We start from the raw sequence: 24,482 nt of genomic DNA on the forward strand, positions 1-24,482 counted from the left end.
GAATGCCCTAAAATCGGTATTTCATCTGCTTCTCTGATCATCGCAATTCACTCTTAATATGACATTATCACAGAAATACAACATTTTTTTATAAAAACCCCTTGACATATTTATATATGGGATGTAAAATACTTCTTAAATTATAAGAATATCCAGCGATACAAATCGCTGGTATTTTTATAAAATTATAAGATACAATATTAAAAATTTAATATTTTAAAATGCTATGAAGGAGAAGAAAAATAATTGATACCGTTATAAGAGAGCCGGGTAAGGTGAGAGCCGGTACGGGTCATTATTTTTCTATCGCTCCGGAGCAGCTGATGCGAAAAAAGAGTAGCATCAGACGCATTTGGCGTTAATAAAATGAGGCCTTGAATTTTTGGCAAATCAGGGTGGTACCACGGGGTAAAACTCCCCTCGTCCCTGGGATCTTTTTCTCAGGACGAGGGGATTTATTTTTTACATAGAATTAAAAAAAAAAGAAAGAGGAGGATTTTTATGGCAAAGTTATATTATGATAATGACGCTGATTTAAAATTATTGGAAGGCAAAACTGTTGCAGTGATTGGTTATGGCAGTCAAGGACATGCTCACGCTTTAAATTTGAAGGACAGCAATGTAAACGTCATTGTTGGTTTATATGAGGGCAGTAAATCATGGGAAAAAGCCAAAGAAGACGGTTTAACTGTGGATACCGTTGAAAATGCTGCAAAAAAAGCCGATATAATAATGCTCCTTACTCCCGACCATACTCAGCCTGAGATTTACGAAAGGTATATAAAAGCGAATTTGACTGAAGGGAAAGCGTTGGCTTTTGCTCATGGATTCAATATCCGTTTTTATCAAATTGTGCCTCCACAAAATGTAGATGTTTTCATGGTAGCTCCTAAGGGGCCGGGACACATTGTAAGGAGGATGTATCAACAGGGTTTTGGAGTTCCAGCATTGGTTGCAGTACACAATGACTATACAAAAAAAGCTAAGGAAATCGCGTTAGCCTATGCGAAGGGTATTGGTGCAACGAGAGCGGGTGTTATTGAGACCACTTTTGCAGAAGAGACCGAAACGGACCTTTTCGGAGAGCAATGTGTACTATGCGGAGGTCTTACCGAGCTTATTAAAGCAGGATTTGAGACTCTGGTAGAAGCTGGTTACCAGCCGGAAATTGCTTATTTTGAATGTTTAAATGAGATGAAGCTGATTGTGGATTTAATATATGAAGGTGGAATAAAATGGATGCGCTATTCGATTAGCGATACGGCAAAATACGGAGATATTACTGTAGGTAAAAGAATTATAAACGAAGAAGTCAGAAAGGAGATGAAAAAAGTCTTAAACGAGATTCAGAATGGGGAATTTGCAAAAAGATGGATTTTAGAAAATCAAACGGGAAGACCTGTTTATAAAACAATATTAGAAAAAGAGGCTCAGCATCCTATTGAAAAAGTGGGTGAAGAGCTTAGGAAGATGATGCCCTGGCTTAAAAAATAAATTTGAGGTGAAATAATGACCGGAGCGGATTTATTGCTTTCTACACTGGAAGAACTGGGAGTAGAAGTGATCTTCGGTTTTCCGGGGGGATCTGCACTACCAATATACGATGCATTGTATAAAAATAAAAAAATAAAACATATTAGAACTGTTCATGAACAGGGGGCTGCTCATGCAGCTGACGGTTATGCAAGGGCGACGGGAAAGGTAGGTGTCGTATTAAGTACATCTGGACCGGGTGCTACAAACCTTGTTACGGGAATCGCGACTGCGTATATGGACTCAGTCCCTATTGTAGCCTTTACAGGCCAAGTGCCTTTATCACTTCTCGGTAGGGATTCCTTTCAAGAAGTTGATATTACAGGTGTAACCCTTCCTATAACAAAGCACAGTTTCATTATAAGGGAAAAGGATAAAATAGTAAAAAAGGTAAAAGAAGCATTTATTATAGCATCAACGGGAAGACCCGGTCCGGTTGTGGTAGATCTACCCAAAGATGTGATGGCATCAGAAGTAGATTTAAGCAAAGTTGATAAAGAAATTAATGGTTTTATTAATTCCTTTGAAAAAAAATACCAGGCAAATCCTGATTTAGAAGAAAAAATAAATAAAGCTGCACAAATGATTGAAGAGGCAAAGAAACCGTTGATTTATGCGGGCGGAGGAGTAATTAATTCAAAAGCATGGCAAGAAGTTCTGGAGCTTTCGGAAAAAATATCTGCTCCTGTAACTGTAACTTTGATGGGGTTAGGCTCTTTTCCTCCCTATCATCCTAACTTTTTAGGTATGCTTGGTATGCACGGCACTGCTTATGCTAATCTTGCGGTTTCGGAGTGTGATTTATTGATAGCCCTTGGTGCGAGATTTGATGATAGAGTTATAGGTAAGGGAAGCGAATTTGCAAAAAAGGCTAAAATCATCCACATAGATATAGACCAAGCCGAACTTGGCAAAAATAAAAAAGCAGACCTTCCTATTAAAGGTGATTTGAAGGAGGTCTTGCCTAAGTTATTAAAAAAAGTATCTAAAAAGTATTTGAAAGAATGGCTTGAAGAGGTAGCTTTTTTAAAAGACAAATACCCTCTTAATTATAATGGAAAGGGTTTTAAGCCTCAATATATAATTGAAAAAATTTATGAAATTACAAAAGGAGAAGCTATAATTGCTACAGAAGTAGGTCAGCATCAAATGTGGGCTGCTCAATACTATAAATTCAAAGAGCCGCGGAGTTTCATTACCTCAGGTGGGCTTGGAACTATGGGTTTTGGTTTGCCAGCAGCAATAGGAGCAAAGTTAGGGAGGCCTGAAAAAATAGTATTTAATATTGCTGGTGATGGAAGTTTTGAAATGAACTTTCATGAACTTATTACAGCTGCACGTTATAATATTCCGATAATAGTCGTGATTTTCAACAACAGGAGTTTGGGTATGGTAAGGCAATGGCAGGAGCTGTTTTACGGTAAAAGGTATTCTCATACAATGCTATCTGAAGAACCCGACTACGTAAAAATAGCCTTAGGGTGTGGGTGTAATGCTGTTAGAATAAAAGAAAAAGAAGAAGTTGAAAAAGCCATAAACGATGCCATTGAATCGGGAAAACCTACCGTAATAGAAGCTTTAATTGATAAAGATGAAAACGTAATGCCTATGGTTCCTGCTGGAGAACCAATCTACAATATGCTGGGAGTATGATTGTTTTCAACTTTAAGAATAAGGGGGATTAGGATGAGTATTCAGATTTATATAAATGGAAAATTTTATTCCAAAGAAGATGCCAAAATTTCGGTTTTTGATCACGGGTTTTTATACGGTGACGGTGTTTTTGAAGGAATTAGGGCATATAACGGCAGGGTGTTTAAATTAAAGGAACATATAGATAGGCTTTACAATGGGGCAAATGCTTTACTTCTTAATATCCCATTAAGTAAAGAGGAAATGACCGAGGTTGTTTTGGAAACATTAAGAAGAAATAACCTAAAGGATGCCTATATTAGATTAGTTGTATCAAGGGGAGAAGGGGACCTTGGACTTGATCCTAAAAAATGCAAAGAGCCAACTATAATTTGTATTGCTGATAAAATTACTCTATATCCTGAAAAAATGTATGAGGAAGGCCTTGAGATTATCACTTCTGCAGTTAGAAGGAACCCTGCAGAAGGTGTCAACCCTCAGATAAAATCCCTTAATTATTTGAATAATATATTGGCAAAAATAGAAGCGAATCTCTACGGTGCACTGGAAGCCTTGATTTTAAACACTGAAGATTATGTAGCAGAATGTACGGGCGATAATATATTTATTGTAAAGGATGGAAAATTAATTACACCTCCTCCCTACGTGGGCATATTGGTGGGAATAACCCGAAATGTTATTATTGAACTTGCAAGAAAACAGGGTATCAACGTTGAAGAAAAAGTATTTACAAGATACGAAATTTTTTCAGCGGATGAATGCTTCCTAACTGGTACTGCTGCGGAAGTAATTCCTGTAGTTAAGTTAGACGGAAGGCCTATCGGTAATGGTAAACCAGGGCCTATAACAAAAAGATTATTAAATGATTTTAAAGAATATATAGAAAACGAGGGTACACCTATTTACAATTAAAATTACAATGGCTCCGAAAAACGGAGCTATTTTTTTTGTTAAAAATATATGGTTTTAAATGACATAATGATCATTACTTTAGAATAATTTTTTAATGTAGCTGTTTGTGGGGGGTATGTATTGTGCAAAATTCTCTTCAAATTGATTTAAAAAAAGGTCTAACAAATAGGGAAGTAATGGTTAAAAAAAGATTATTTGGAAAAAATGAAATTAAAGAGAAAAAGAAATTTAATCCCGTATTTATCTTTTTAAACCAATACAATAATTTAATATCCTTTATACTGTTTGGGTCCTTAGTTGTCTCATATGTTTTAGGGGAAGCAACCGATGCTATAGCAATTTTTATAATAATACTTATAAATGGGATAATGGGCTTTGTTCAGGAATATAAGGCTGAAAAATCATTAGAAAAATTAAAGGAATTTGCTGCACCTACTGCAAAGGTATTAAGAGAAGGTGAAATAAAAATAATTCCTGCCAAGGATGTTGTACCTGGAGATGTTGTATTATTGGAGACTGGAGATAGGGTGCCAGCAGATGGCAAAATATTGGAATGCGAAAGTTTATTGGTAGACGAATCACTGCTTACAGGAGAGTCACTACCTGTAGAAAAAAGCATTGTTGACATAGATGGCAAAGGATTAAAAATTCATAGAAAAGACATGGTATTTATGGGAACAATGGTTGTAGCGGGGAGGGCGAAAATCCTCATTACCGAAATTGGTATGAATACGGAAATGGGGAAAATCGCTAATATTATTGAAAATATTGAGGATAAAAAAACACCTCTTCAAAAAAAGTTGGAAGTATTAGGTGAAAAACTAATAATAGTTTGTTCTGCAATATGTGTTGTAGTTTCCATTATTGGAGTTTTACGGGGAGAAAGTGTAAATAATATGTTTTTATTTGGTGTAAGCCTTGCAGTTGCTGCCATTCCTGAAGGTTTACCTGCGGTAGTTACAATAGTCCTCGCGTTGGGAGTACAGAGAATGGCAAAGAAAAATGCATTGATAAGGCGATTGCCTGCAGTAGAAACATTGGGCTGTGCTACTGTAATTTGTAGCGATAAAACGGGAACTCTTACTGAAAATAAAATGACAGTAAGGAAGATATATGCGAATAATCAGATGTATATGGTAACAGGAACGGGATATCGGCCTGATGGAGAAATTGTAAGAAGCGATGGGGGCATCCTTAGAAATAACGAAGAATTAAGGAGATTAATGGAAATAGCTGTAGCTTGCAACAATGCTTACATAAAAGAGAAAGAAACGTCAAATTTTCTATTAAACTTAATGGACTTTCGCAAAAGGGAATTGACCATTTACGGAGATTCTACGGAAGCGGCGCTTATCGTTGCGGGATTAAAGGCTGGGGTTATTAAAGAGGAAGTAGATGAAAAATTCATGAGGATAAAGGAAATTCCCTTTAGTTCGGATAGAAAAAGAATGTCAGTTTTGGTAAAAACAAGAAGGGGAGAACTTTTACTTTTCACAAAGGGAGCTCCTGAAGTATTAATTAACTTTTGTACTCACATTTATAATGGGGGAAATGTAACAATTCTCGGTGATGAGGAAAAGGGAAAAATAATGAAAGTTAATGAAGATATGGGAAGGGAGGCGTTAAGGGTACTTGCATTTGCTTATAAATATGTAGGTTTAAATGAAATTAAAAAAGGGTACCTGGAAAAGGATTTAATATTTGTAGGTTTAATGGGTATGATAGATCCTCCCAGGAAAGAAGTACTGGAAGCAATAAATAAATGTTTTAGTGCGGGAATTAAACCGGTGATGATTACGGGAGATCATAAATCTACGGCATGGGCTATAGCTAAGGAAATAGGTTTATTGAAAAAGGGGGGTAAAATAATAACCGGAGAAGAACTTGACAGGATATCAGATGATGCATTTGAAGAAATGATAGATGATGTAGCGGTTTATGCAAGGGTATCGCCTCAGCATAAACTCCGAATAGTGAGGATGCTAAAAAAGAAAGGACATGTAGTAGCAATGACCGGTGATGGGGTTAATGATGCACCTGCAATAAAAGAAGCAGATATAGGAATTTCCATGGGCATTTCGGGGACTGATGTGACAAAAGAAGCTTCGGCCATGATTTTAATGGATGATAATTTTAAAAGTATTGTAAATGCAGTAGAAGAAGGAAGGATTATTTATGAAAACATTAAAAAATTTATAAGGTATTTGCTCTCCTGCAATACGGGAGAGGTTTTAACTATGATATTTGCGATTATTCTGGGATTACCTTTGCCACTATTTCCGACGCAGATACTGTTAATGAATCTGGTAACCGATGGACTTCCTGCAATGGCACTGGGTGTTGATCCTCCAATTGAGGATGTAATGAAAAAAAGCCCAAGAAGAAAAAAGGAGGACATTTTTTCCGGAGGTCTTGAAAAAAAGATTCTTTTAAGAGGGCTTAAAATCGGCATAGCTACAATAGTATCCTATATTTTTGGAATGTATCTTTCTTCGGGAGATCTTATTTACTCGAGGACGTTAGCTTATGCCACTTTGATTGTATCACAGCTAATCTTTGCTTTTGAATGCAGGAATGAAGAAAAGGGAATTACTGTAAAAAGTTTTTTTACCAATATATACTTGTTGTTATCGGTATTAATTTCCTTTGCTGTATTTCTGCTTACGATTTATGTTCCAAGGTTGCAGGGTATTTTCCACACGGTCCCCTTAGATTATAGAGTCTGGATATTTATAATTACGGTTTCGGCATTGGGAACCATCATTTAACCAAAATTTACCTTGTTCGACAAAATAAATTTTAAAATCAGAAGGAATTTTCATAGTTTTGTGGAATTAATATAATTAAAAGCACCCGGGAGGGATGTATATGTTAAAAGACTTAGAATTTTCTATAAACCTTTATACAGAAGGAGAAAAGTTTTTCGATTTATTGAAGGTATTAATTAGAGACACTAAAAAATCTCCATGGCCTCACGAAAGAGAAAGGGGTATTTTTGCTGAAGGACTATTTAAAAAAGCTTTGGAAACATACGATGAAGCTGTAAAACATGCTGAAGAAAAAGTTGAAAGTGGGTTTTACACTGAGGAAGATAAGAGGCTGGTTAAAGAAATGAGAATGAGATTGGACTATTGGAGAAAAAAATATGAAGAACTAAGCATGGAAAAAGTAGAATCCTCCTGTGGGATGTAAAAGAAGGGATAGGGAATGAAAGCTGTTGTCGGGGATATTACAAAAGCAGCGGCAGATGTTATTGTAAATGCTGCAAACGGTATAGGCCCTATGGGCGGTGGTGTAGCACTTGCTATTAAAAAAGCAGGTGGAAAGATAATTGAGGAAGAAGCAATAGAAGTTTGTAAAAAAATGGATCCGAAACCAGGTGATGTATATATAACAACAGCAGGGAATTTAAATGCTAAATATGTTTTCCATGCTGTTACGATGAAATACCCTGCTGAGAAATCAAATATCGAAATTGTAAGAAAATGTTTGGATAATCTTCTTAAAAAAGCCCGTGAAATGAAGGTAAAATCAATGGTGATTCCGGCTCTCGCTACTGGCGTTGGAGGGGTTCCAAAAAGGGAAGTTGCAGAGGTCTTTAAAGAGGTTTTAAGTAAAGTTGAGGATATTGAAATAACTGTAATGGATATCAATGAGGATTTTATAAATTACATTAATGCTAATTAACCGCATTTTTTAATGCGGTTTTTTTGCTTTTAAGGAATGATATTTAGGGGAATAATAAAGGGTGAAAAGTGTAAAAACAAAGGATATAAAACTATAAAAAATATGCCAGAAGTGTTTATAAATTTATACAACTACTATCTAAAATAATTGACAAAAACGTATTATTTTTTTATAAAAACTCTGCAAAGCCTTAAAAATAGCCTTTGTTAAAATTGGCACAAAAATTGCTTTTATTTAATTCAAACAAAATATTTTAAAGGAGGTATAGGATAAAATGCCGATAGTAACTTTTAAAGCAAATGCAACTTGGAAAAGCGGTATGGTTGTTGAAGGTGAGGCAAGGGGATTCAAAGTAACGGTTGATGAACCAAAGGAATTGGGTGGCACGAATACCGCAATGAATCCTGTAGAAATGCTCCTTTGCTCTCTTGGCGGATGTATGGGAATTGTGGCAAGTGCCTTTGCTCCTATGTGCGGTGTAGAATTGAAGGGATTTTCGGTTGAACTTGAAGGAGACCTTGATCCCGATGGCTTTATGGGAAAAAATCCCAATGTTAGAAAAGGGTTTTCTGAAATCAGGTATAAAATGCACATTATTTCGGATTCACCTGAAGAAAACATAAAGAAACTTTATCATCTGATTGAAGAAAGATGCCCTGTAAAAGATACTCTTCAGGGTGTTCCGGTTAAAGGCGATCTTGTAATAGGGTAAATTTTAAAGCGGCTGCTGAGTTTATTTTCGGCAGCCGCTTTTGAATTTACCCTTTCATTTTAGTTGCTTTAAATATAGAATAGTGGTAGGATTATTTTTAATTTTAATAAAGTAAGGTGATGGTAATGGAAGAAGAAATATTAATAAAAGCTCAGGATAAAGAAAATAAAAATGAGATTCTCCTATATCTTCTCAAAAATAAGGGCAATTATGTGTCCGGAGAAGAGTTAAGTGAAAAACTAAAAGTTACAAGGACAGCTATTTGGAAACATATCAACGTATTTAAAAAGTTGGGGTATGAAATAGATTCGGTGCCAAGGCTTGGGTATTGCTTAAAGAACTCACCTGATTTATTTATTCCTGAAGAAATATGGAAGGATGATAATATAAAATTTTTAGGAAGCAAAATATATTATTTTGATACCATTGGTTCTACAAATGAAAAGGCCAAAATTTTAGCTTTAGAAGGAGCTCCCCATGGCACTTTGGTATTATCTGAAAAACAGACAAAAGGTAAGGGAAGATTAGGTAGAAAATGGGAATCTCCAGATAAACAAGGTATATGGCTTTCAATAATTTTGAGACCAAGTTTAACTCCTGAGGAAGCTCCTAAGATAACATTGATAACAGCTGTTGCTTGTGCAAAAGCTATAAGGGAGCAAGGTGTAAATTGTGCCATAAAATGGCCCAATGATATTTTATACAAAGAAAAGAAATTGGCAGGAATTTTAACTGAAATTAGCGCAGAAATGGATAAAATAAATCATGTTGTTGTTGGTATTGGCATAAATGTAAACACCAAAAGTTTTCCTGAGGAATTAGAAGACATTGCAACCTCTTTGTACTTAATTAAAAATGAATACATAGAAAGGGTGCCTCTTTTATTAACCTTTTTAAAGGGCTTTGAATTGTATTACAGCGAGCTTGAGAAAGGCAATTTTTCTGAAGTTTTAAAGGAATGGAAGAACTTAAACTGTACGCTTGGAAGAAAGGTAAGGATAATAGGGAAAAATTTTGAGGTTGAAGGCGAGGCTTGTGATATAGATGAGTTTGGAGCGCTACTAATTAAAAAAGATGATGGAACTTTTGAAAGAATATTAAGCGGTGATGTTTCGTTAAGGTAGAGCATAAAAAAAAATTATTTATTTACAATAATAGTGGAGGTGTTTACATTTATGCACGATAGAGAAAAAACTATTGAGGAAATAATTGACTTTATAAAGCACCATAAAAATTCTCTTGCAAGTATAAATATTTGTTCAAGGATGTTGGGCGATAAATTTATTAAGGTAGATGATGAAGTTATTCACGAACTTCAGGTGAAACTACCTCGTGCTAACAACGAAGAATTGGAAACTTTTTATTACATGATCAAGTAGGTTTTAATTAAGAAATTGTCATCCCTGCGGTAGACTGCTGCAGGGATTTTGTTTATAATATGTAGTACTAAAAAATATAATTAATATTGAAAATTAAATTAAAGGAGGATTTTTAGGTGATAAATATTATTTTAAACGGTGCTAACGGCAAAATGGGGAGGACTATTTCGGAAATCGTAAAAGGGACTGATGATCTGAAAATAATTGCCGGAGTTGATAAAAATCCAGGAAGTGCAGAATTTCCAATTTTCGACAATATTTTTAAAATTACTGACAGGGCGGATGTTATATTAGATTTTTCTCATCCTTCCGCATTGGAAAGTCTTTGCAGTTATGCAAAAGAAAGGGGTATTTCCCTTGTAGTAGGTACTACGGGATTGGAAGAAAAACACTACGAAATGTTAAGGGAGCTTTCAAAAAATGTCCCTGTTTTTGTGTCATCAAATATGTCCGTGGGTGTATTTTTATTGGTAAACCTTGTCAAGAAAGCTGTTGAAGTTCTTAAAGACTACGATGTAGAGATAGTAGAAAGGCACCATAACCAAAAAATAGACGCGCCGAGCGGAACAGCTCTAATGATTGCTGATGCGGTAAAAGAGATAAAGGAAGATTGTGAGTATATATATTCACGGGTAGACAAAAGGAAAAAACGGGACAAAAACGAAATAGGAATACACTCCGTCCGCGCCGGCAATTTAGTAGGGGAACACAGGGTAATAATTGCAGGTGAAGATGAAACCATTGAGCTTATTCATACCGTTACATCAAGAGCTGTTTTGGCAAGAGGAGCATTGAAAGCTGTTAGATTTATTGTTAGTAAAGCTCCGGGTTTTTATACAATGAAGGATTTAGTTTAACCTTTCACCGCAAAATGGGCAGTAGTTGAAATTAGGATTAATAATGCTTCCGCAACGGGGACAAATATTTGAGCTAAAGGATGTTAATTCTCTAAGCCTTGAAAAATCTATTGTTGGACTCTGCTTTAGTTCAATAGCATAATCATAAGGCACTTCATAAAGGGTTTTACAGCATCTTAATGATACGTAGTATCTTCTGTTCCATTGAAAAAGGGGTATAAAAAAGAAATGAAAGTAAGTGTAAATTTCTATGAGTTCTGCTCTGGTTAATCTTCCGCAGCGGGGGCAAATTACGCTTTCAAATTCTTTTAAGGTTCTTTCTTTATCTTGGATTCCAAATATACCGAAAAAAAACATATACTTCCTCCTGTTCTGATATATTCTGGTTTATATTTTAGTAGTTTTTCTGTTTTTTTAAAAGGCCGTTTGAGGAATTTTTAATTTTTTTATAAAAAATACTCCAAAACCCAGAAAAAGTAAAGCAGGGATTTTTACCCTGCCTTTTTTATTGTATAATTATAATACATGTCATCTTTTGAATTGATTAAATATTGGGGGCATTTCTATGGCCTTGGTTGCAAAAAATAGGGAGACAATCGCAGTTAGAAAAGAAATATTAAAACTTGCATGGCCCATAGTTTTGGAAATGTTGTCAGGGACAATTATTTGGGTGGTAGATACCGCTATGGTGGGACATTTAAGTGCAGAGGCTTTAAGTGCTGTGGGTTTGGGGAGCCAATTAGCTTACAGCAGTGCTTTTATATTTGGTGCATTGGGTGTTGGGACAACCGCTATGGTAGCAAGGTATATAGGAAGTAAGGAAGAAGAAAAGGCTGGTTTTATAGCGGGACAATCCTTTATTATTTCGTTGATTTTAGGTGTATTAATTTTTTTAATAAATTACATATTTGCTGAAAACTTATTGTTGTTATTTACAAAAGATAATAAAGTAGTAGAACTGGGAGTGGTATATTTAAAAATAGCTTCTCTCGGGGCGGCTTTTTATATCGTTGCAATGGTTTTGAATTCAGCATTACGAGGAGCTGGAAATACTATAGTGCCAATGCTTTCTGTAGCTGTTGCAAATACTGTAAATATAGTGGGAGATTATTTATTAATATTCGGAAATTTTGGCTTTCCAAGGTGGGAAGTGAAGGGAGCTGCTGTTGCGACAGTCTTTGCACAGGTATTGTGTTTTTTAATTACAATTATTTATTTATTTTGGGGCAGGGGGAAGCTAAAATTAGAATTTAAGCATATTAAAAAATTGGATTTTGATGTTATTAAAAAATTAATCACTTTAAGTATTCCTGCATCCTTTGAAGAAATATCCTTTAATGTCAGCAGGCTAATTTCTACACAGTGGTTAAATAGGTTAGGTACATTATCCTATGCTGCCCACCAGGTTTCTGTTAGTGCAGAATCCATATCTTTTATGCCGGGCTATGCTTTTTCGGTAGCTGCATCCACCATAGTCGGGCAAAGCCTTGGAGCAAAAGATGAGAGAAGAGCTGAAATAGGGAGTATAGAGTCTACAAAACTTGCAGCAGCTTTAATGAGCATGGTGGGAATAATATTTTTCTTTTTCCCTGAGAAGATAATTAATTTTTTTACGGATATTCCAGAAGTTGAAGAACTTGCAGCCTCATGCATTAAGATTGGGGCTTTTGAGCAAACAACTATAGCAATTTCTATGACCTTGTCAGGTGCTTTAAAAGGAGCAGGCAACACGCAGGGGCCTTTTAAGGTTGTGTTAATAAGCACATGGCTTATAAGACTTCCACTGATATTTTTAGTAGTTTTTGTGTTTAAAAAAGGTCTTAAATTTGTCTGGGTCTCAACGGTGATTCAGTATTTTTTTGAGGCTTTGTTTATGTACGCCTTATTTAAAAAGGGTGAATGGAAAAAGATAAAATTATAAAAAATTCCTCAAAGGCTTGAAAACCTTTGAGGAATTTTTTATGTGTAATCGTTTATCCACCAATTTTCACATATAGGCCAATTTTTTCAAATCTTTCTTTGATATATCTTAATCTTTCTTCTGAAGGTGCTTTACTTGTAGGCATTTTATAATTTTTGCCCAATCTATGGTATTTTTCGCTAATATCGTGAAAGGGTAATATATCAATTTCGCTTATGCCTTTTAATGAAGCTACGAAGCTAACTAAACCATCAATATTTTTATCGGTATCGGTAATACCGGTTATTACGGGAAAACGCAGAATTACATCTTTGCCTCTGCCTTTTTCCACCAATAACATTAAATTATCTTTAATCAGTTTATTGGAAACACCGGTATATTTTATATGTTCCTCCTCATCGTATAACTTCAAATCAAAAAGGAATATATCAATGTAATCCATAATGGATTCAAAAATATCTTTTTGGGCATAGCCAGATGTATCTAATGCGGTGTGTAAATACCTTTTTTTGCATTCTTTTAATACCTCGATTAAGAAACTAGGTTGAGAGAGGGGTTCCCCTCCGGAAAAGGTGACCCCTCCTCCTGAAGCATCGTACAGTAGTATATCTTTTTCAATTTCGTTAATAAGCTCCTCAACTGTGATGCTTTTTCCTACAAGCCTTAAAGCACCGGTAGGGCAAGCCTCAGAACATATTCCACATCCATTGCAGGCTTCGCGGTTTATTTTTTGAACCCCTTCGTCAAAGGAGATTGCTTTTACCGGACAAACGTACTTGCAAGTTTTACAGTGCAGGCATTTATATTCAAAATACATGAGCTCTTTTAATGGTGAAATACCTTCAGGGTTATGGCACCACCAGCAGCTTAACGGGCACTTTTTAAAAAAAACCGTTGTCCTGATGCCTGGACCGTCGTGAATGGCATACCTTTTTATGTCAAATATAATACCTTCATGCATAAATTTACCTCCATAAAGCAAAGTGAGATTAGAGCTCTTTGTGCTCGGTCCTTGCTATTATTTCTTCCTGTAATCCCTTGGGCAAGTTTACAAAGTAGTCGCTATAGCCTGCTACCCTGACCATTAAATCTTGGAAATCTTGAGGACGGGTTTGGGCTTCACGAAGCAGTTCTGCACTTACTACAGTGAATTGTACATGATGTCCTCCCATTCTGAAGAAAGTCCTTATGAGTTGAGCAAGATTCTTAATATTTTCTTCGCTATCCAAGAGGTCTGGGGTCAACTTTTGATTGAGCAAAGCACCACCGGTTTTATCCCAATCGCACTTTGATACTGATCTAAATACGGCAGCTATTCCCTTTTTATCACTACCTTGGACAGGGGAAATGCCTTCGGAAACAGGGAAACCTGCTTTTCTACCGTCTGGTGTAGCCCCCGTTACCGCACCGAAGTATACGTGGACTGTTGTCGGTAAAAAGTAAGCCCTTCTTGATGCTTTTCTTATGGGAGTAGGTGGATAGCTTTCTATCATGTCTACAATTTTGTCTACAAAATCCTTTGCTATTACATCTGCATAATCTTCATCGTTTCCGTAAAAAGGAGTCTTATTCAAAAGCATTTGCCTTATTATTTCATATTTTCCTTCAAAGTTGTTTTGCATTGCTTCAAGTAACTCACTCATGGTTATGTTGTTTTTATCAAAAACATGGTATTTTATAGCGGAAAGGGCAGAGGATACGGTTCCTAAACCGACAACCTGGATATACTGGGTATTGTATCTTGCTCCTCCTCCATTGTAATCCTTAGCGTTTTTCACACAGTCGTCAATCCAAAGCGACATAAAGGGTACGGGGAGATACTTTGCATAAAGGGATTCTATAATATCGTTTCCTTTCATTTTTATGTCCATGAAATGCTTTACTTGTTTTAAAAATGCTTCAAAGAGTTCCTCATAGGTTTTAAAATCCTTCGGGTCTCCTGTTTCTATGCCGAGTTTTTTACCTGTTCTTGGGTCTATTCCGTTATTTAGGGTTATCTCAAGGATTTTTGGGAAGTTAAAATAACCGGTTAAGATATATGCTTCTTTTCCAAAGGCGCCTGATTCAACACAACCGCTTACTCCACTTGTGCGAGCGTCTTCAAGTCTTTTTCCCTGTCTCAGCATTTTTACTATTACTCCATCAAAATTGAAGAAGGGAGGTTCACCGTAGCCAGGAGCAATTACTTTTAACGCGCTTGTTAAAAATCGATCGGGGTTTTTGTTGCTGATTAAAACAGCCGTATTGGGCTGTAATGTTCTTATTTCGTCTAAAACCTCAAGCACCATATACGATATTTCGTTTACTCCATCGGATCCATCTTCTTTTAAACCACCCACATTAATCTTGGTAAAATCATTGTAAGTAAAGCTTTCTTCAGCGGTTACACCAACCTTTGGAACGGCAGGTTGATTGTTTATTTTTATCCAGAAGGCTTCTAATAGCTCTTTTGCTCTTTCCCTTGTCAGCCTTCCTTCTTTTATGTCTTTTTCGTAGTAAGGGTATAAATGTTGATCAATACGTCCTGGATTAAAAGAGTCCCAAGGGTTTGTTTCATACACAATACCTACATGGATAAACCAGTAATGCTGAAGAGCTTCCCAAAAATTTCTTGGAGCATGTGCTGGAACCCAACTGCAAATTTCTGCCATTTGTTTTAACTCTTCTTTTCTCCTTTCGTCCTTTTCTTCTTCAGCCATTTTTTGCAGTTTTTCAGCATAACGTCTTGCATAAATAATAAGTGCATCTGCCGCAATATCCATAGCTTTTAATTCTTCCATTTTATCGTAATATTCGGGGTCACTGGAATCGAGTTCCTGCATTTTAATCTTTATTTCTTCTTTTATATCGAGAAGGCCTTTTTTAAATATTCTGTCACCACCAGCAGTATGTCCGGGAGCCCTTTGCTCCATAAATTCCGTCCACAATCCTGCATTATAAGCTTCAATCCATTCTTGAGGCAGATTTTCAAAGATTATTTCCCTCATGGTTTTACCTTTCCAAAAGGGAATTATCTCATTTTTGTATAGTTCTTTAGTTTCTTCATCAACCCTGTAAGGCATATTTTCTCTCGAATTTAAAATCTCTAAATCCTCCATGCTGTGAACACAGATTTCCGGATTTGTAGGAACCTCCTTGGGTCCAGTACCCCTTAAACCTACGATTAATTGACCTTCTTCAACTGGGAGGCTGACCCGCTCCATTAAATATTTGAAAGCTAATGCTCTAAGTACAGGGAAAGATTTTCCTTTGGCTAAATCGCTTTTATAAAATTCGGTTATTATTTTTGCCCTTTCCGAAGAAATTTTAACTTCCGATTCGACGCTTTCTTTCCTTAGCTTTGCAATTCTTTCATTAATGGGTCTTACTGCTGACCTTCTTTTTTGAATCTCTTTTTCTATTTTTTCTTTTGCAATAGCACACATAAAAATCCCCTCCGCAAAATCGGTTTTATTTAAAAAATATTAACCTTAAATAATTTTTAAGCAAAAATTGTGCCAATAAAAAAGGTTAAAAAAACAGTGATTTTAAAGAATTTTAATACCAACTAATTATACCAAAATAGGGACATAATATTAAAAATGATATTTTAATATAAAAAATGAGACGAACATATAGGATTGATGTGCCTTTTGATTGATGATAAGATAAAATTAATAAGGTAATCAGAAAAGGAAGGTGGCTAAAAGAATGGCTGCTATATCTTCTGCAATATTGAATGGTGTAAAATAGGAAGGGGATGGAAGGCGCAATAAAGGCATGAAAAAGCGGTTCACGGGGTAGTGATAAAATGGATACAGTAAGGATTTACACCAATATTATAAAGAGAAATATGGATAAACCGGAAAAAGTAAGTAAACTAATAAATTTAGGCCTTACTATTGCTTACTATTACGTGAGCTTTTTCAAAGACAAAAGGATTCCAAAATCCCTTCATTACCTAAATAAGTACTGCATAAAAAGTATAAAAGATTCACTAGAAAATCCTCAAAATTCTGCCTGGGTAAACCTTTTTTCTCCCTGTGAATTTTTAATCGCCATGGATATAAAACCCTTATTTATTGAAGCATACTCTTCTTTCATGTCGGGTTTCTTTATTGAAGATTATCTAATCGATATTGCTGAATCAAGGGGTATATCAAATACTTTATGCAGCTACCATAAAACTTTTATAGGGGCAAATGAGCTTAACATTCTCAGAAAACCCGAATTTATGATTACTACTTCCATGATCTGCGATGCAAATATACCTACCTTCAGGTATCTTTCAAGAAAATTAAAGGTTCCCCTTTATATAATCGATATTCCCTATAAATATTCTAAGGAAGCCGTAATTTATGTGAAAAACCAGCTTTTAGAAATGGCAAAAAAACTTGAAGAAGTTTTTAAGAGAAGACTTGATATTGATAAATTGAGGGAAGTTGTAAAAACAGAAAATAAGACAAGAACACTTATGAATGAGTATTTAAATTATACGGGAGAGAGAATCCTTTTAACTACTATGACTTTTGAAATGTATATGCTCTTTGCATCTCATGTGTTTATCGGAAGCAGGGAGATACTAAATTTTTATGAGATACTGGTTGACGATATAAAAAGAGCTCCCGAAAGAAGGGGAAAAGGCATATTTTTTGTCCACCTCCTTCCCATGTTTGAGAAAAATTTCAAAGATTATTTTAACTTCAGTGATAAATTCTATATTGCTGGCAGCGATTTAAATTATGATTTTCTTGGCGAAATCGACGAAAAGGACCCCTTCAGGGGAATCGCTGAAAAGCTTATTTTAACCTCTTTTAATGGCGAAATAAATAGAAAAGTTACAAGAATTAAGGAACTGATAGAAAAAATAAAACCCGACGGCATTATACAGTTCTGCAACCTGGGCTGCAAGCAGTCCATAGGCGGAACATTTATAATTAAAAATCTTGCTAAAAAAATGGGTATCCCGTTCCTTTATTTGGATGGCGACTGTGTAGATAAAAGAAATAATCAGGAAGGGCAGAACAGGACGAGGCTCGAAGCCTTTCTTGAAATGCTCTAGCAAAACCCTTCAGGGGGTGAAAACTTGATAGGATACGTCTGTAAATACACACCCGTAGAAATAATCGAAGCCTTTGGAGAAGAACCGGTAAGGCTTGATTCAGGATGTAAGTCTCAGGAGCGCGCTGAAGCCCTGATTCATTCAAATATGTGCAGTTTCATGAAAGGAGTCTTAGAAAATATTATTGAAAATAATATTCAAGAAGTTGTATTGACCAGCTGCTGTGACAGCATAAGAAGACTTTATGACGTATTAAAAGATAAAGTAAAATTTATCTATATACTGGACCTGCCCAGAAAAAAAGATCCTTTTGCAATAGATCTTTTTTACAATGAAATAACTAAATTTATAGATGCGTATAAAGTATTTAAAAACAAGAGTTTTACTAAAGAAAATTTATTGAAAATTTTAAAAGATAAATCCTTTAAAAAGAAAGAAGAACCTTCTGGAAGCATCGCTATATTTGGTGCGAGGCTCAAAGATGATGTTATAGAAAAAATTAAAAATTCCTGCACAGTAAATATAATAAACTTTACATGCACCAGGGAAGAAAGAATATTCAATATTGAAGCAAAAGATAATTTATTAAAAAGCTACGCGGAATCGCTTCTCAATTTAACACCATGTATGAGAATGGCAGAAGATCGAAGCAAGTTAATCAAAAAAGAATTCAAGGGAATAATATATAACACCATAAAGTTCTGTGATTTTTATTCCTATGAGTATGCTGAACTCAAAAACAAAGTGGATATTCCCCTCTTAAAAATTGAAACTGACTATACTGATTCAAACAGCGGGCAGATTTTAACAAGGGTAGATGCGTTTTTCGAATCAGCCGGCATTAAAAAAATTGAAAAACAGGAAGCCAGAAAAGGCTATTTTGCAGGAATTGACAGCGGTTCTACTTCTACAAATGCGGTCATAATCGACCAAAATAAAAACATAATATCATATTCCATTATTCCGACAGGCCCTAAGGCTCTTGAAAGTGCTTTTAAAGCTTTTGAAATAGCTTTAAACAATGCAGGACTTAAAGAAAAGGATATCACATCAATAGTAGCGACAGGATATGGAAGAGTAAGCATTCCCTTTGCAGATAGAATTGTAACCGAAATTACCTGTCACGGCAAAGGCGCATTTTTTATAGACAACACTGTTAGAACTGTTATAGATATAGGCGGACAGGACAGCAAAGTGATAAGGCTGGATGACAGCGGCAATGTCATTGATTTTGTAATGAATGATAAATGTTCAGCTGGGACAGGCCGATTTCTAGAAGTAATGGCAAGGACTTTAGGTATTTCAATAGAAGAAATGGCAAAAGTACATAAGGAAGCAAAAGAAAATATCACAATTACCAGTATGTGTACTGTATTTGCAGAATCAGAAGTAATATCTCTTATTGCGCAAAATAAGGACCAAAGGGATATAATACATGCCCTCAATAAAGCCGTTGCTTCAAAAGCAGTTTCCCTGGTCGACAGAATAGGGCGAAAAGGAAAATACATGATGACAGGAGGCGTAGCAAAAAATCAGGGAGTAGTTTACGCAATCGAAAGCAGGCTCGGTGAAAAACTTATAATCCCATTTGAACCTCAGATTATCGGGGCACTTGGAGCAGCATTAATTTCCCTTGAAGGCAAATGCGATTTATTAGAAAAATAAAAACCTCCTTTTCTTTTTGGTATTGCTCTTTGTAAGCAACCAAGGAAAAGGAGGTTTTTTTTGTCAACTTAGCCTAATTAAATTGTCAAGGGACAGTTGTTCATAATATTTCGTGGGGAATATTGCATAAATAAACAAAAAAATGTATAATTATAAAACAAATGTGACGACAAAAAGAGGTGTTTATCATGAAAGCCTTATTGGCATTAGAGGACGGTTCAGTGTATGAAGGAGTAGGTTATGGAAAAGGCGGGACGAGTTTTGGCGAACTTGTATTTACTACAGGGATGACGGGCTATCAGGAAGTTTTAACCGATCCATCCTATGCAGGCCAGATTGTTATGTTTACCTTTCCCTTAATAGGCAACTACGGTATATTTAATGAATTTCAGGAATCAGAAAAAATTTTTACAAGAGGTATAGTAGCAAAAGAAATTATAAATTTAAGACAATCGAAAATTGAAAATTTAATAAATTATTTAGAAAAAAACAATATAACCTTGATAGCAAATATAGATACACGAGCAATTACTTTAAAGCTCAGAAGTTACGGGGTTATGAGGGCAGTTATCTCAACAGAACTTAGCAAAAATGAGCTTTTGGACTACTTAAGAAAAGTTCCTAAGATTGAGGAGGAAGATTTAATTAAAGAAGTTACAACCCCATATAAGAGAATTTTTAAACCTGCAAATCAAAGCAAAAATAAAAATTTTTTAAGAATAGGGATATTAGACTTTGGGGTTAAAAAAGGGATTATTAATGCATTAACAAAGAGAGGATGCGAAGTTGTTCTCTTCCCTGCATATACTTCTTTTAATGAAATTTTAAGTGAGAATATTGATGGTTTAATTTTATCTAATGGTCCTGGAGATCCCAAAAAAGCAGAATTTGCAATAAAAACGATAGAAAATCTTATTGGTAAAATACCCGTATTTGGGATATGCCTTGGGCATCAGCTGTTATCCCTTGCATTAGGAGGAGAAACATACAAGTTAAAATTTGGTCATCGAGGGGCAAATCATCCTGTCATAGATTTAAAAACAAAAAGAGCCTTTATAACCACGCAAAATCATGGTTTTGCTGTAGATGAAAAAAGTTTAAGAAGAAATGTAAAAGTGACTCATATTAATGCAAATGATGGAACTGTCGAAGGGATTGAAGACAAAAATAGCAAAGCTTTTTCGGTGCAGTTTCATCCTGAGGCATGTCCTGGTCCAAATGATACAGAATATTTGTTTGATGTATTTATAAATCTAATGACCGAGGGTGAAACAAATGCCAAAAGATAAAAATATTAAAAAAGTGCTTATTATAGGCTCTGGGCCGATTGTTATAGGTCAGGCGGCGGAATTTGACTATTCAGGGACTCAAGGGTGTCTTGCATTAAAAGAAGAGGGTATAGAAGTAGTACTTTTAAACAGCAATCCTGCAACGATTATGACGGACCCAAATATAGCTGATAAAGTTTATATGGAACCGATTAATCTTTACTTTGCAGAGAAGATAATAAAACTTGAGAAACCGGACGGTATTCTTCCTACCTTAGGTGGTCAGGCGGGTTTAAACCTTGCTGCGGAGCTTTACGAAAGCGGGATATTAAAGAGAGAAAAGGTAAGGCTTCTGGGTACACCTATAACTGCGATAAAAAAAGCAGAAGATAGGAAACTTTTTAAAGAACTTATGTTGAGGATAGGGGAGCCGGTACCTGAAAGTAGGATTGTTAAAGATGAAGATGAAGCTTTAGAATTTGCAAAACAACATGGATTTCCGCTGATTATAAGACCAGCCTATACCTTAGGAGGGACGGGCGGGGGGATTGCCCACAACGAAAGGGAGCTAATAGAAATTACGAAATTAGGGCTTTCATATAGCAGAATAAAGCAGGTTTTAGTAGAGAAAAGTTTGCTTGGGATGAAAGAGATAGAATACGAGGTTATAAGGGATAAAAAAGGGCAGTGCATCACGGTTTGCAATATGGAAAATATCGATCCTGTAGGAGTTCATACAGGAGACAGCATTGTAGTAGCGCCAAGTCTTACCTTAACGGATAAGGAATACCATGTGCTGAGAAGTGCAGCGATAAAGATAATAAATGCCCTCAAAGTAGAAGGGGGATGTAATATCCAATTTGCCATTGATAAAGAAAGCGGAAAATACTATGTAATTGAAGTAAACCCGAGGGTATCAAGGTCCAGTGCTCTTGCTTCAAAAGCCACAGGATATCCAATAGCTAAAATAGCGGCGAAAATAGCCTTAGGGTATACCTTAGATGAACTTAAAAACCCAATAACGAGTAAAACCGCGTTTTTTGAACCAGCCCTTGATTACGTGGTTGTAAAAATCCCGAGATTTCCCTTTGATAAATTTGAAAATGCGGACAGGACATTAAACACGCAGATGAAGGCAACAGGAGAAGTAATGGCGATAGGGAGAAGTTTCGAAAGCGCTTTAATGAAAGCCATAAGGTCTTTAGAACAAGGATATTTAGGGCTTCGACTCTCGGAGTATAAAAATATTGGCAATGAAGATTTATTATCCATGATAAGAATACCCACGGACAAGAGATTATTTGCAATAGCAGAAGGATTGAGAAGAGGTATTGATCCAGATATTATTTCAAAAGAAAGCAAAATAGATCGCTACTTCATAGATAAAATTAACAACATAGTAGAAATAGAAAAAGAATTAAAAGAAAGGCCAAATGAAGAGACTGTAAAAAAGGCAAAAATGATGGGTTTTCCCGACAAATTGATAGCCGAGATTTTAGAAAAAAAAGAAGAAGAGATAAAGGAGCTAACAAAAGAACTAAAACCCTCATATAAAATGGTAGATACCTGTGCGGGAGAATTTCAAGCCTTTACACCCTATTTTTACTCAAGTTACGGAGAAGAAAACGAAGCATTGCCGATAAAAGACAAAAAAGTTGTCGTAATAGGTTCAGGGCCAATTCGAATAGGCCAGGGAATAGAATTTGATTACTGCAGTGTTCACGCAGTAAACGGAGCAAAAAAAGAGGGCTATAAAACCGTAATTATTAACAATAATCCTGAGACTGTAAGCACCGATTTTACCTTAGCTGATAGATTGTATTTTGAACCTCTTTATATAGAGGATGTCCTTTCGGTTATTGAAAACGAAAATCCTGATGGTGTGCTATTACAGTTTGGCGGACAGACTGCAGTTAACTTGGCAGAGAAATTGGCGAAGAACAATGTAAAGATATTTGGGACATCTGTTGAATCCATAGATATTGCTGAGGACAGGGAAAAATTTGATAACCTTCTTGAAGAATTAAAAATTAAAAGGCCTCCGGGGGTAGCGGTAAAAAGTAAGGATGAGGCAGCGAATATAGCTTTAAAATTGGGATTTCCGGTGCTGATAAGGCCTTCTTATGTTCTTGGCGGTAGAGCAATGGAAATTATTTATAGCATGGAAGAATTGGAAGAGTACTTGGGGAAAGCTATAGAAGCCTCTGAGGAAAAACCGATATTAATTGACAAATACATTTCTGGTAAAGAAGTGGAAGTAGATGCGGTTTCAGATGGAGAAGAGGTATTGATACCGGGGATAATGGAACACATAGAAAGGGCAGGGATTCATTCAGGTGATAGCATAGCGGTTTGCCCACCCAGAAATTTGAAAAAGGAGATTATCAACAAGGTAGTAGATTATACAGAAAAAATATCCAAAGCATTAAAAATAAAAGGGTTAATAAACATTCAGTTTGTAGTAGAAAAAGACGAGGTTTATGTAATAGAGGTTAATCCACGTTCCAGCAGGACAGTGCCGTTTTTAAGCAAGATAACGAATTTACCGATAGCAGAGATAGCAGCAAGGGTAGCATTGGGGAAGAGGTTGAAGGATTTAGGGTTAAGGGGAGGTCTTTACAAGCAGGAAGGGATCACGGCGGTAAAAATGCCTGTGTTTTCCTTCTCAAAATTGAAGAAGGTGGAGCCTTCCTTAGGACCGGAAATGAAATCAACGGGAGAAGTTATAGGAATAGATAAAAGCTTTGAAAAAGCCTTATATAAAGCATTTTTAGCTACAGGGGTGAGAATACCTGAACGAGGGGTTATTCTTGCAACAATTGCCGATAAAGACAAAAAAGAGGCAATAAAACTTTTGAGGAAGTTCTATGAGTTAGGTTTTTCGATAATAGCCACTGAAGGGACTGCAAGAGCCCTTGAAAAAGCTAAAATACCTTCAGAAAAGGTTAATAAGGCTTATGAGAAAGAACCAAATATTTTAGGCTATATTAGGGAAGGGAGGGTTCAGATAGTAATAAATACCCTTACAAAAGGTAAAACACCGGAAAGGGATGGGTTTAAAATTAGGAGGGCAGCTACTGAAAGCGGTATTTTATGTATTACTTCCTTAGATACGGCTGAAGCCCTATATCAAGCATTAGAAGCTGTTACTTTAAAACCGGTTAGCCTTTTATGTGTTTAGGAGTTTAAAAAGCTAATAATAAAATATTTATTTTGGATAAGGAGTATTAAAAATGCTTTAACCTCATGAAGTAATATCTTCTCTTGAGAAGTATATTTTTAACGGATGATTTTATACACCTCCCTTGTATAAAAATAAAACGTCCACGAAAAATAGTTCGAAACTGCGTAATCACTGCCTCAAATCAACTTTAGCCTTTCCTGCAGTGCCTTTGATACTGTTATGACATTGAAGGGAGCATCGTTACGCCGGCAAACTTGAAGATGAGTGTTTATCACGTCATGAATTTAAAACATTTGCAGAGGCTTATAGAGTAGTATCTGAATTTATGAAATTTTATAACGAAACTCGAATTCAGTCCGTCATCAATTATTTTAGCTCCAATGAATATTACAAAAAATCTCTATTAAGAGGTATTTCACCGACTGAAATACTTGTATAGTTTCCTTTGACCTAAAAAATTAAATACCGATGCTTGCGACAGAGGTCAAGGGGTGTGTGAGGGATAAATTGAGGGGACCCTTTGGGGAGGCAGCCGTTTATGCTCACCTGCAAATTAATCAGTTTTCAAGTCAAATTGTCCGAAATTAAGAGGTTAAGCCGCAGAGATTTGAAAATGAGTGAATTGCGATGATTAGAGAAACAGATGAAATACCGATTTTAGGGCATTCAA

The 24,482-nt window shown here is 35.8% G+C and carries 18 protein-coding genes, 1 pseudogene and 1 other annotated feature; of the genes and pseudogenes, 16 read left to right on the forward strand and 3 right to left on the reverse strand.

Annotation, left to right across the window (positions count from 1 at the left end):
* Positions 1 to 217 precede the first annotated feature (217 nt).
* Positions 218 to 431, forward strand: a binding site (T-box leader).
* 70 nt (positions 432 to 501) lie between these two features.
* The 10 genes from ilvC (at position 502) to dapB (ending at position 10,733) form a co-directional block, all read left to right on the forward strand.
* Complete coding sequence (ilvC, locus tag ACPLVF_RS10120; protein WP_424907719.1) at positions 502 to 1,494, forward strand: ketol-acid reductoisomerase; 993 nt, start codon at positions 502 to 504, stop codon at positions 1,492 to 1,494.
* Between the two features lie 15 nt (positions 1,495 to 1,509).
* The gene (ilvB, locus tag ACPLVF_RS10125) at positions 1,510 to 3,186 is read left to right on the forward strand and encodes a biosynthetic-type acetolactate synthase large subunit (RefSeq protein WP_424907720.1); all 1,677 of its coding nucleotides are present in this window, start codon (positions 1,510 to 1,512) and stop codon (positions 3,184 to 3,186) included.
* A gap of 33 nt (positions 3,187 to 3,219) precedes the next feature.
* Positions 3,220 to 4,098, forward strand: a complete 879-nt coding sequence (gene ilvE / locus ACPLVF_RS10130; protein WP_424907721.1) for a branched-chain-amino-acid transaminase — start codon at positions 3,220 to 3,222, stop codon at positions 4,096 to 4,098.
* Positions 4,099 to 4,220: 122 nt separating this feature from the next.
* Positions 4,221 to 6,866: a calcium-translocating P-type ATPase, SERCA-type gene (locus ACPLVF_RS10135; protein ID WP_424907722.1), complete on the forward strand. Its 2,646-nt coding sequence runs from the start codon at positions 4,221 to 4,223 to the stop codon at positions 6,864 to 6,866.
* Between the two features lie 100 nt (positions 6,867 to 6,966).
* Positions 6,967 to 7,290, forward strand: coding sequence for a hypothetical protein (locus ACPLVF_RS10140; protein WP_424907723.1), 324 nt, complete (start codon positions 6,967 to 6,969; stop codon positions 7,288 to 7,290).
* A 15-nt stretch (positions 7,291 to 7,305) separates the two neighbouring features.
* Complete coding sequence (locus ACPLVF_RS10145; RefSeq protein WP_424907724.1) at positions 7,306 to 7,785, forward strand: macro domain-containing protein; 480 nt, start codon at positions 7,306 to 7,308, stop codon at positions 7,783 to 7,785.
* Positions 7,786 to 8,059: 274 nt separating this feature from the next.
* Entirely contained in the window at positions 8,060 to 8,497 is a 438-nt protein-coding gene (locus ACPLVF_RS10150) for an OsmC family protein (RefSeq protein WP_424907725.1), read from the forward strand.
* A gap of 125 nt (positions 8,498 to 8,622) precedes the next feature.
* Positions 8,623 to 9,621, forward strand: coding sequence for a biotin--[acetyl-CoA-carboxylase] ligase (locus tag ACPLVF_RS10155; RefSeq protein WP_424907726.1), 999 nt, complete (start codon positions 8,623 to 8,625; stop codon positions 9,619 to 9,621).
* A gap of 51 nt (positions 9,622 to 9,672) precedes the next feature.
* A complete protein-coding gene (locus tag ACPLVF_RS10160; RefSeq protein WP_424907727.1) occupies positions 9,673 to 9,876 on the forward strand; it encodes a hypothetical protein in 204 nt (67 codons plus the stop codon).
* A 116-nt stretch (positions 9,877 to 9,992) separates the two neighbouring features.
* Positions 9,993 to 10,733, forward strand: a complete 741-nt coding sequence (gene dapB, locus ACPLVF_RS10165) for a 4-hydroxy-tetrahydrodipicolinate reductase (protein ID WP_424907728.1) — start codon at positions 9,993 to 9,995, stop codon at positions 10,731 to 10,733.
* On the opposite strand, the gene ACPLVF_RS10170 is transcribed toward dapB, so the two are convergent.
* Positions 10,725 to 11,090, reverse strand: a complete 366-nt coding sequence (locus tag ACPLVF_RS10170; RefSeq protein ID WP_424907729.1) for a zinc ribbon domain-containing protein — start codon at positions 11,088 to 11,090, stop codon at positions 10,725 to 10,727. The genes dapB and ACPLVF_RS10170 overlap by 9 nt on opposite strands.
* Positions 11,091 to 11,298: 208 nt before the next feature.
* Here ACPLVF_RS10170 and ACPLVF_RS10175 point away from each other — a divergent pair, with 208 nt between their 5' ends.
* Entirely contained in the window at positions 11,299 to 12,654 is a 1,356-nt protein-coding gene (locus tag ACPLVF_RS10175; RefSeq protein WP_424907730.1) for an MATE family efflux transporter, read from the forward strand.
* Positions 12,655 to 12,706: 52 nt separating this feature from the next.
* On the opposite strand, the gene ACPLVF_RS10180 is transcribed toward ACPLVF_RS10175, so the two are convergent.
* Together ACPLVF_RS10180 and hypD are read right to left on the reverse strand one after the other, a co-directional pair.
* Positions 12,707 to 13,615, reverse strand: a complete 909-nt coding sequence (locus tag ACPLVF_RS10180) for a glycyl-radical enzyme activating protein (protein WP_424907731.1) — start codon at positions 13,613 to 13,615, stop codon at positions 12,707 to 12,709.
* A gap of 28 nt (positions 13,616 to 13,643) precedes the next feature.
* Positions 13,644 to 16,079: a trans-4-hydroxy-L-proline dehydratase gene (gene hypD, locus ACPLVF_RS10185; protein ID WP_424907732.1), complete on the reverse strand. Its 2,436-nt coding sequence runs from the start codon at positions 16,077 to 16,079 to the stop codon at positions 13,644 to 13,646.
* A 365-nt stretch (positions 16,080 to 16,444) separates the two neighbouring features.
* Here hypD and ACPLVF_RS10190 point away from each other — a divergent pair, with 365 nt between their 5' ends.
* The 5 genes and pseudogenes from ACPLVF_RS10190 to ACPLVF_RS10210 all read left to right on the forward strand — a co-directional run.
* The gene (locus ACPLVF_RS10190) at positions 16,445 to 17,695 is read left to right on the forward strand and encodes a 2-hydroxyacyl-CoA dehydratase subunit D (RefSeq protein ID WP_424907733.1); all 1,251 of its coding nucleotides are present in this window, start codon (positions 16,445 to 16,447) and stop codon (positions 17,693 to 17,695) included.
* Between the two features lie 24 nt (positions 17,696 to 17,719).
* Positions 17,720 to 19,360, forward strand: a complete 1,641-nt coding sequence (locus ACPLVF_RS10195) for an acyl-CoA dehydratase activase (protein ID WP_424907734.1) — start codon at positions 17,720 to 17,722, stop codon at positions 19,358 to 19,360.
* A 188-nt stretch (positions 19,361 to 19,548) separates the two neighbouring features.
* Complete coding sequence (carA, locus tag ACPLVF_RS10200) at positions 19,549 to 20,649, forward strand: glutamine-hydrolyzing carbamoyl-phosphate synthase small subunit (RefSeq protein WP_424907735.1); 1,101 nt, start codon at positions 19,549 to 19,551, stop codon at positions 20,647 to 20,649.
* Positions 20,636 to 23,809, forward strand: coding sequence for a carbamoyl-phosphate synthase large subunit (gene carB / locus ACPLVF_RS10205; RefSeq protein ID WP_424907736.1), 3,174 nt, complete (start codon positions 20,636 to 20,638; stop codon positions 23,807 to 23,809). The genes carA and carB overlap by 14 nt, the downstream gene beginning before the upstream one ends.
* 262 nt (positions 23,810 to 24,071) lie before the next feature.
* Positions 24,072 to 24,251 (forward strand): annotated as a pseudogene (locus tag ACPLVF_RS10210) (IS3 family transposase); the annotation flags it as partial.
* Positions 24,252 to 24,482: the final 231 nt, after the last annotated feature.

The sequence above is a fragment of the Thermovenabulum sp. genome, from assembly GCF_049701175.1.
Taxonomy (GTDB): domain Bacteria; phylum Bacillota; class Thermosediminibacteria; order Thermosediminibacterales; family Thermosediminibacteraceae; genus Thermovenabulum.

What these genes read in the sequence shown, in the direction of transcription:
- ilvC (WP_424907719.1), top strand. Translation starts at nt 502, where the DNA reads ATGGCAAAGTTATATTATGATAATGACGCTGATTTAAAATTATTGGAA.
- ilvB (WP_424907720.1), top strand. Translation starts at nt 1,510, where the DNA reads ATGACCGGAGCGGATTTATTGCTTTCTACACTGGAAGAACTGGGAGTA.
- ilvE (WP_424907721.1), top strand. Translation starts at nt 3,220, where the DNA reads ATGAGTATTCAGATTTATATAAATGGAAAATTTTATTCCAAAGAAGAT.
- ACPLVF_RS10140 (WP_424907723.1), top strand. Translation starts at nt 6,967, where the DNA reads ATGTTAAAAGACTTAGAATTTTCTATAAACCTTTATACAGAAGGAGAA.
- ACPLVF_RS10145 (WP_424907724.1), top strand. Translation starts at nt 7,306, where the DNA reads ATGAAAGCTGTTGTCGGGGATATTACAAAAGCAGCGGCAGATGTTATT.
- ACPLVF_RS10150 (WP_424907725.1), top strand. Translation starts at nt 8,060, where the DNA reads ATGCCGATAGTAACTTTTAAAGCAAATGCAACTTGGAAAAGCGGTATG.
- ACPLVF_RS10155 (WP_424907726.1), top strand. Translation starts at nt 8,623, where the DNA reads ATGGAAGAAGAAATATTAATAAAAGCTCAGGATAAAGAAAATAAAAAT.
- ACPLVF_RS10160 (WP_424907727.1), top strand. Translation starts at nt 9,673, where the DNA reads ATGCACGATAGAGAAAAAACTATTGAGGAAATAATTGACTTTATAAAG.
- ACPLVF_RS10170 (WP_424907729.1), bottom strand. Translation starts at nt 11,090, where the DNA reads ATGTTTTTTTTCGGTATATTTGGAATCCAAGATAAAGAAAGAACCTTA.
- ACPLVF_RS10175 (WP_424907730.1), top strand. Translation starts at nt 11,299, where the DNA reads ATGGCCTTGGTTGCAAAAAATAGGGAGACAATCGCAGTTAGAAAAGAA.
- ACPLVF_RS10180 (WP_424907731.1), bottom strand. Translation starts at nt 13,615, where the DNA reads ATGCATGAAGGTATTATATTTGACATAAAAAGGTATGCCATTCACGAC.
- hypD (WP_424907732.1), bottom strand. Translation starts at nt 16,079, where the DNA reads ATGTGTGCTATTGCAAAAGAAAAAATAGAAAAAGAGATTCAAAAAAGA.
- ACPLVF_RS10190 (WP_424907733.1), top strand. Translation starts at nt 16,445, where the DNA reads ATGGATACAGTAAGGATTTACACCAATATTATAAAGAGAAATATGGAT.
- carA (WP_424907735.1), top strand. Translation starts at nt 19,549, where the DNA reads ATGAAAGCCTTATTGGCATTAGAGGACGGTTCAGTGTATGAAGGAGTA.
- carB (WP_424907736.1), top strand. Translation starts at nt 20,636, where the DNA reads ATGCCAAAAGATAAAAATATTAAAAAAGTGCTTATTATAGGCTCTGGG.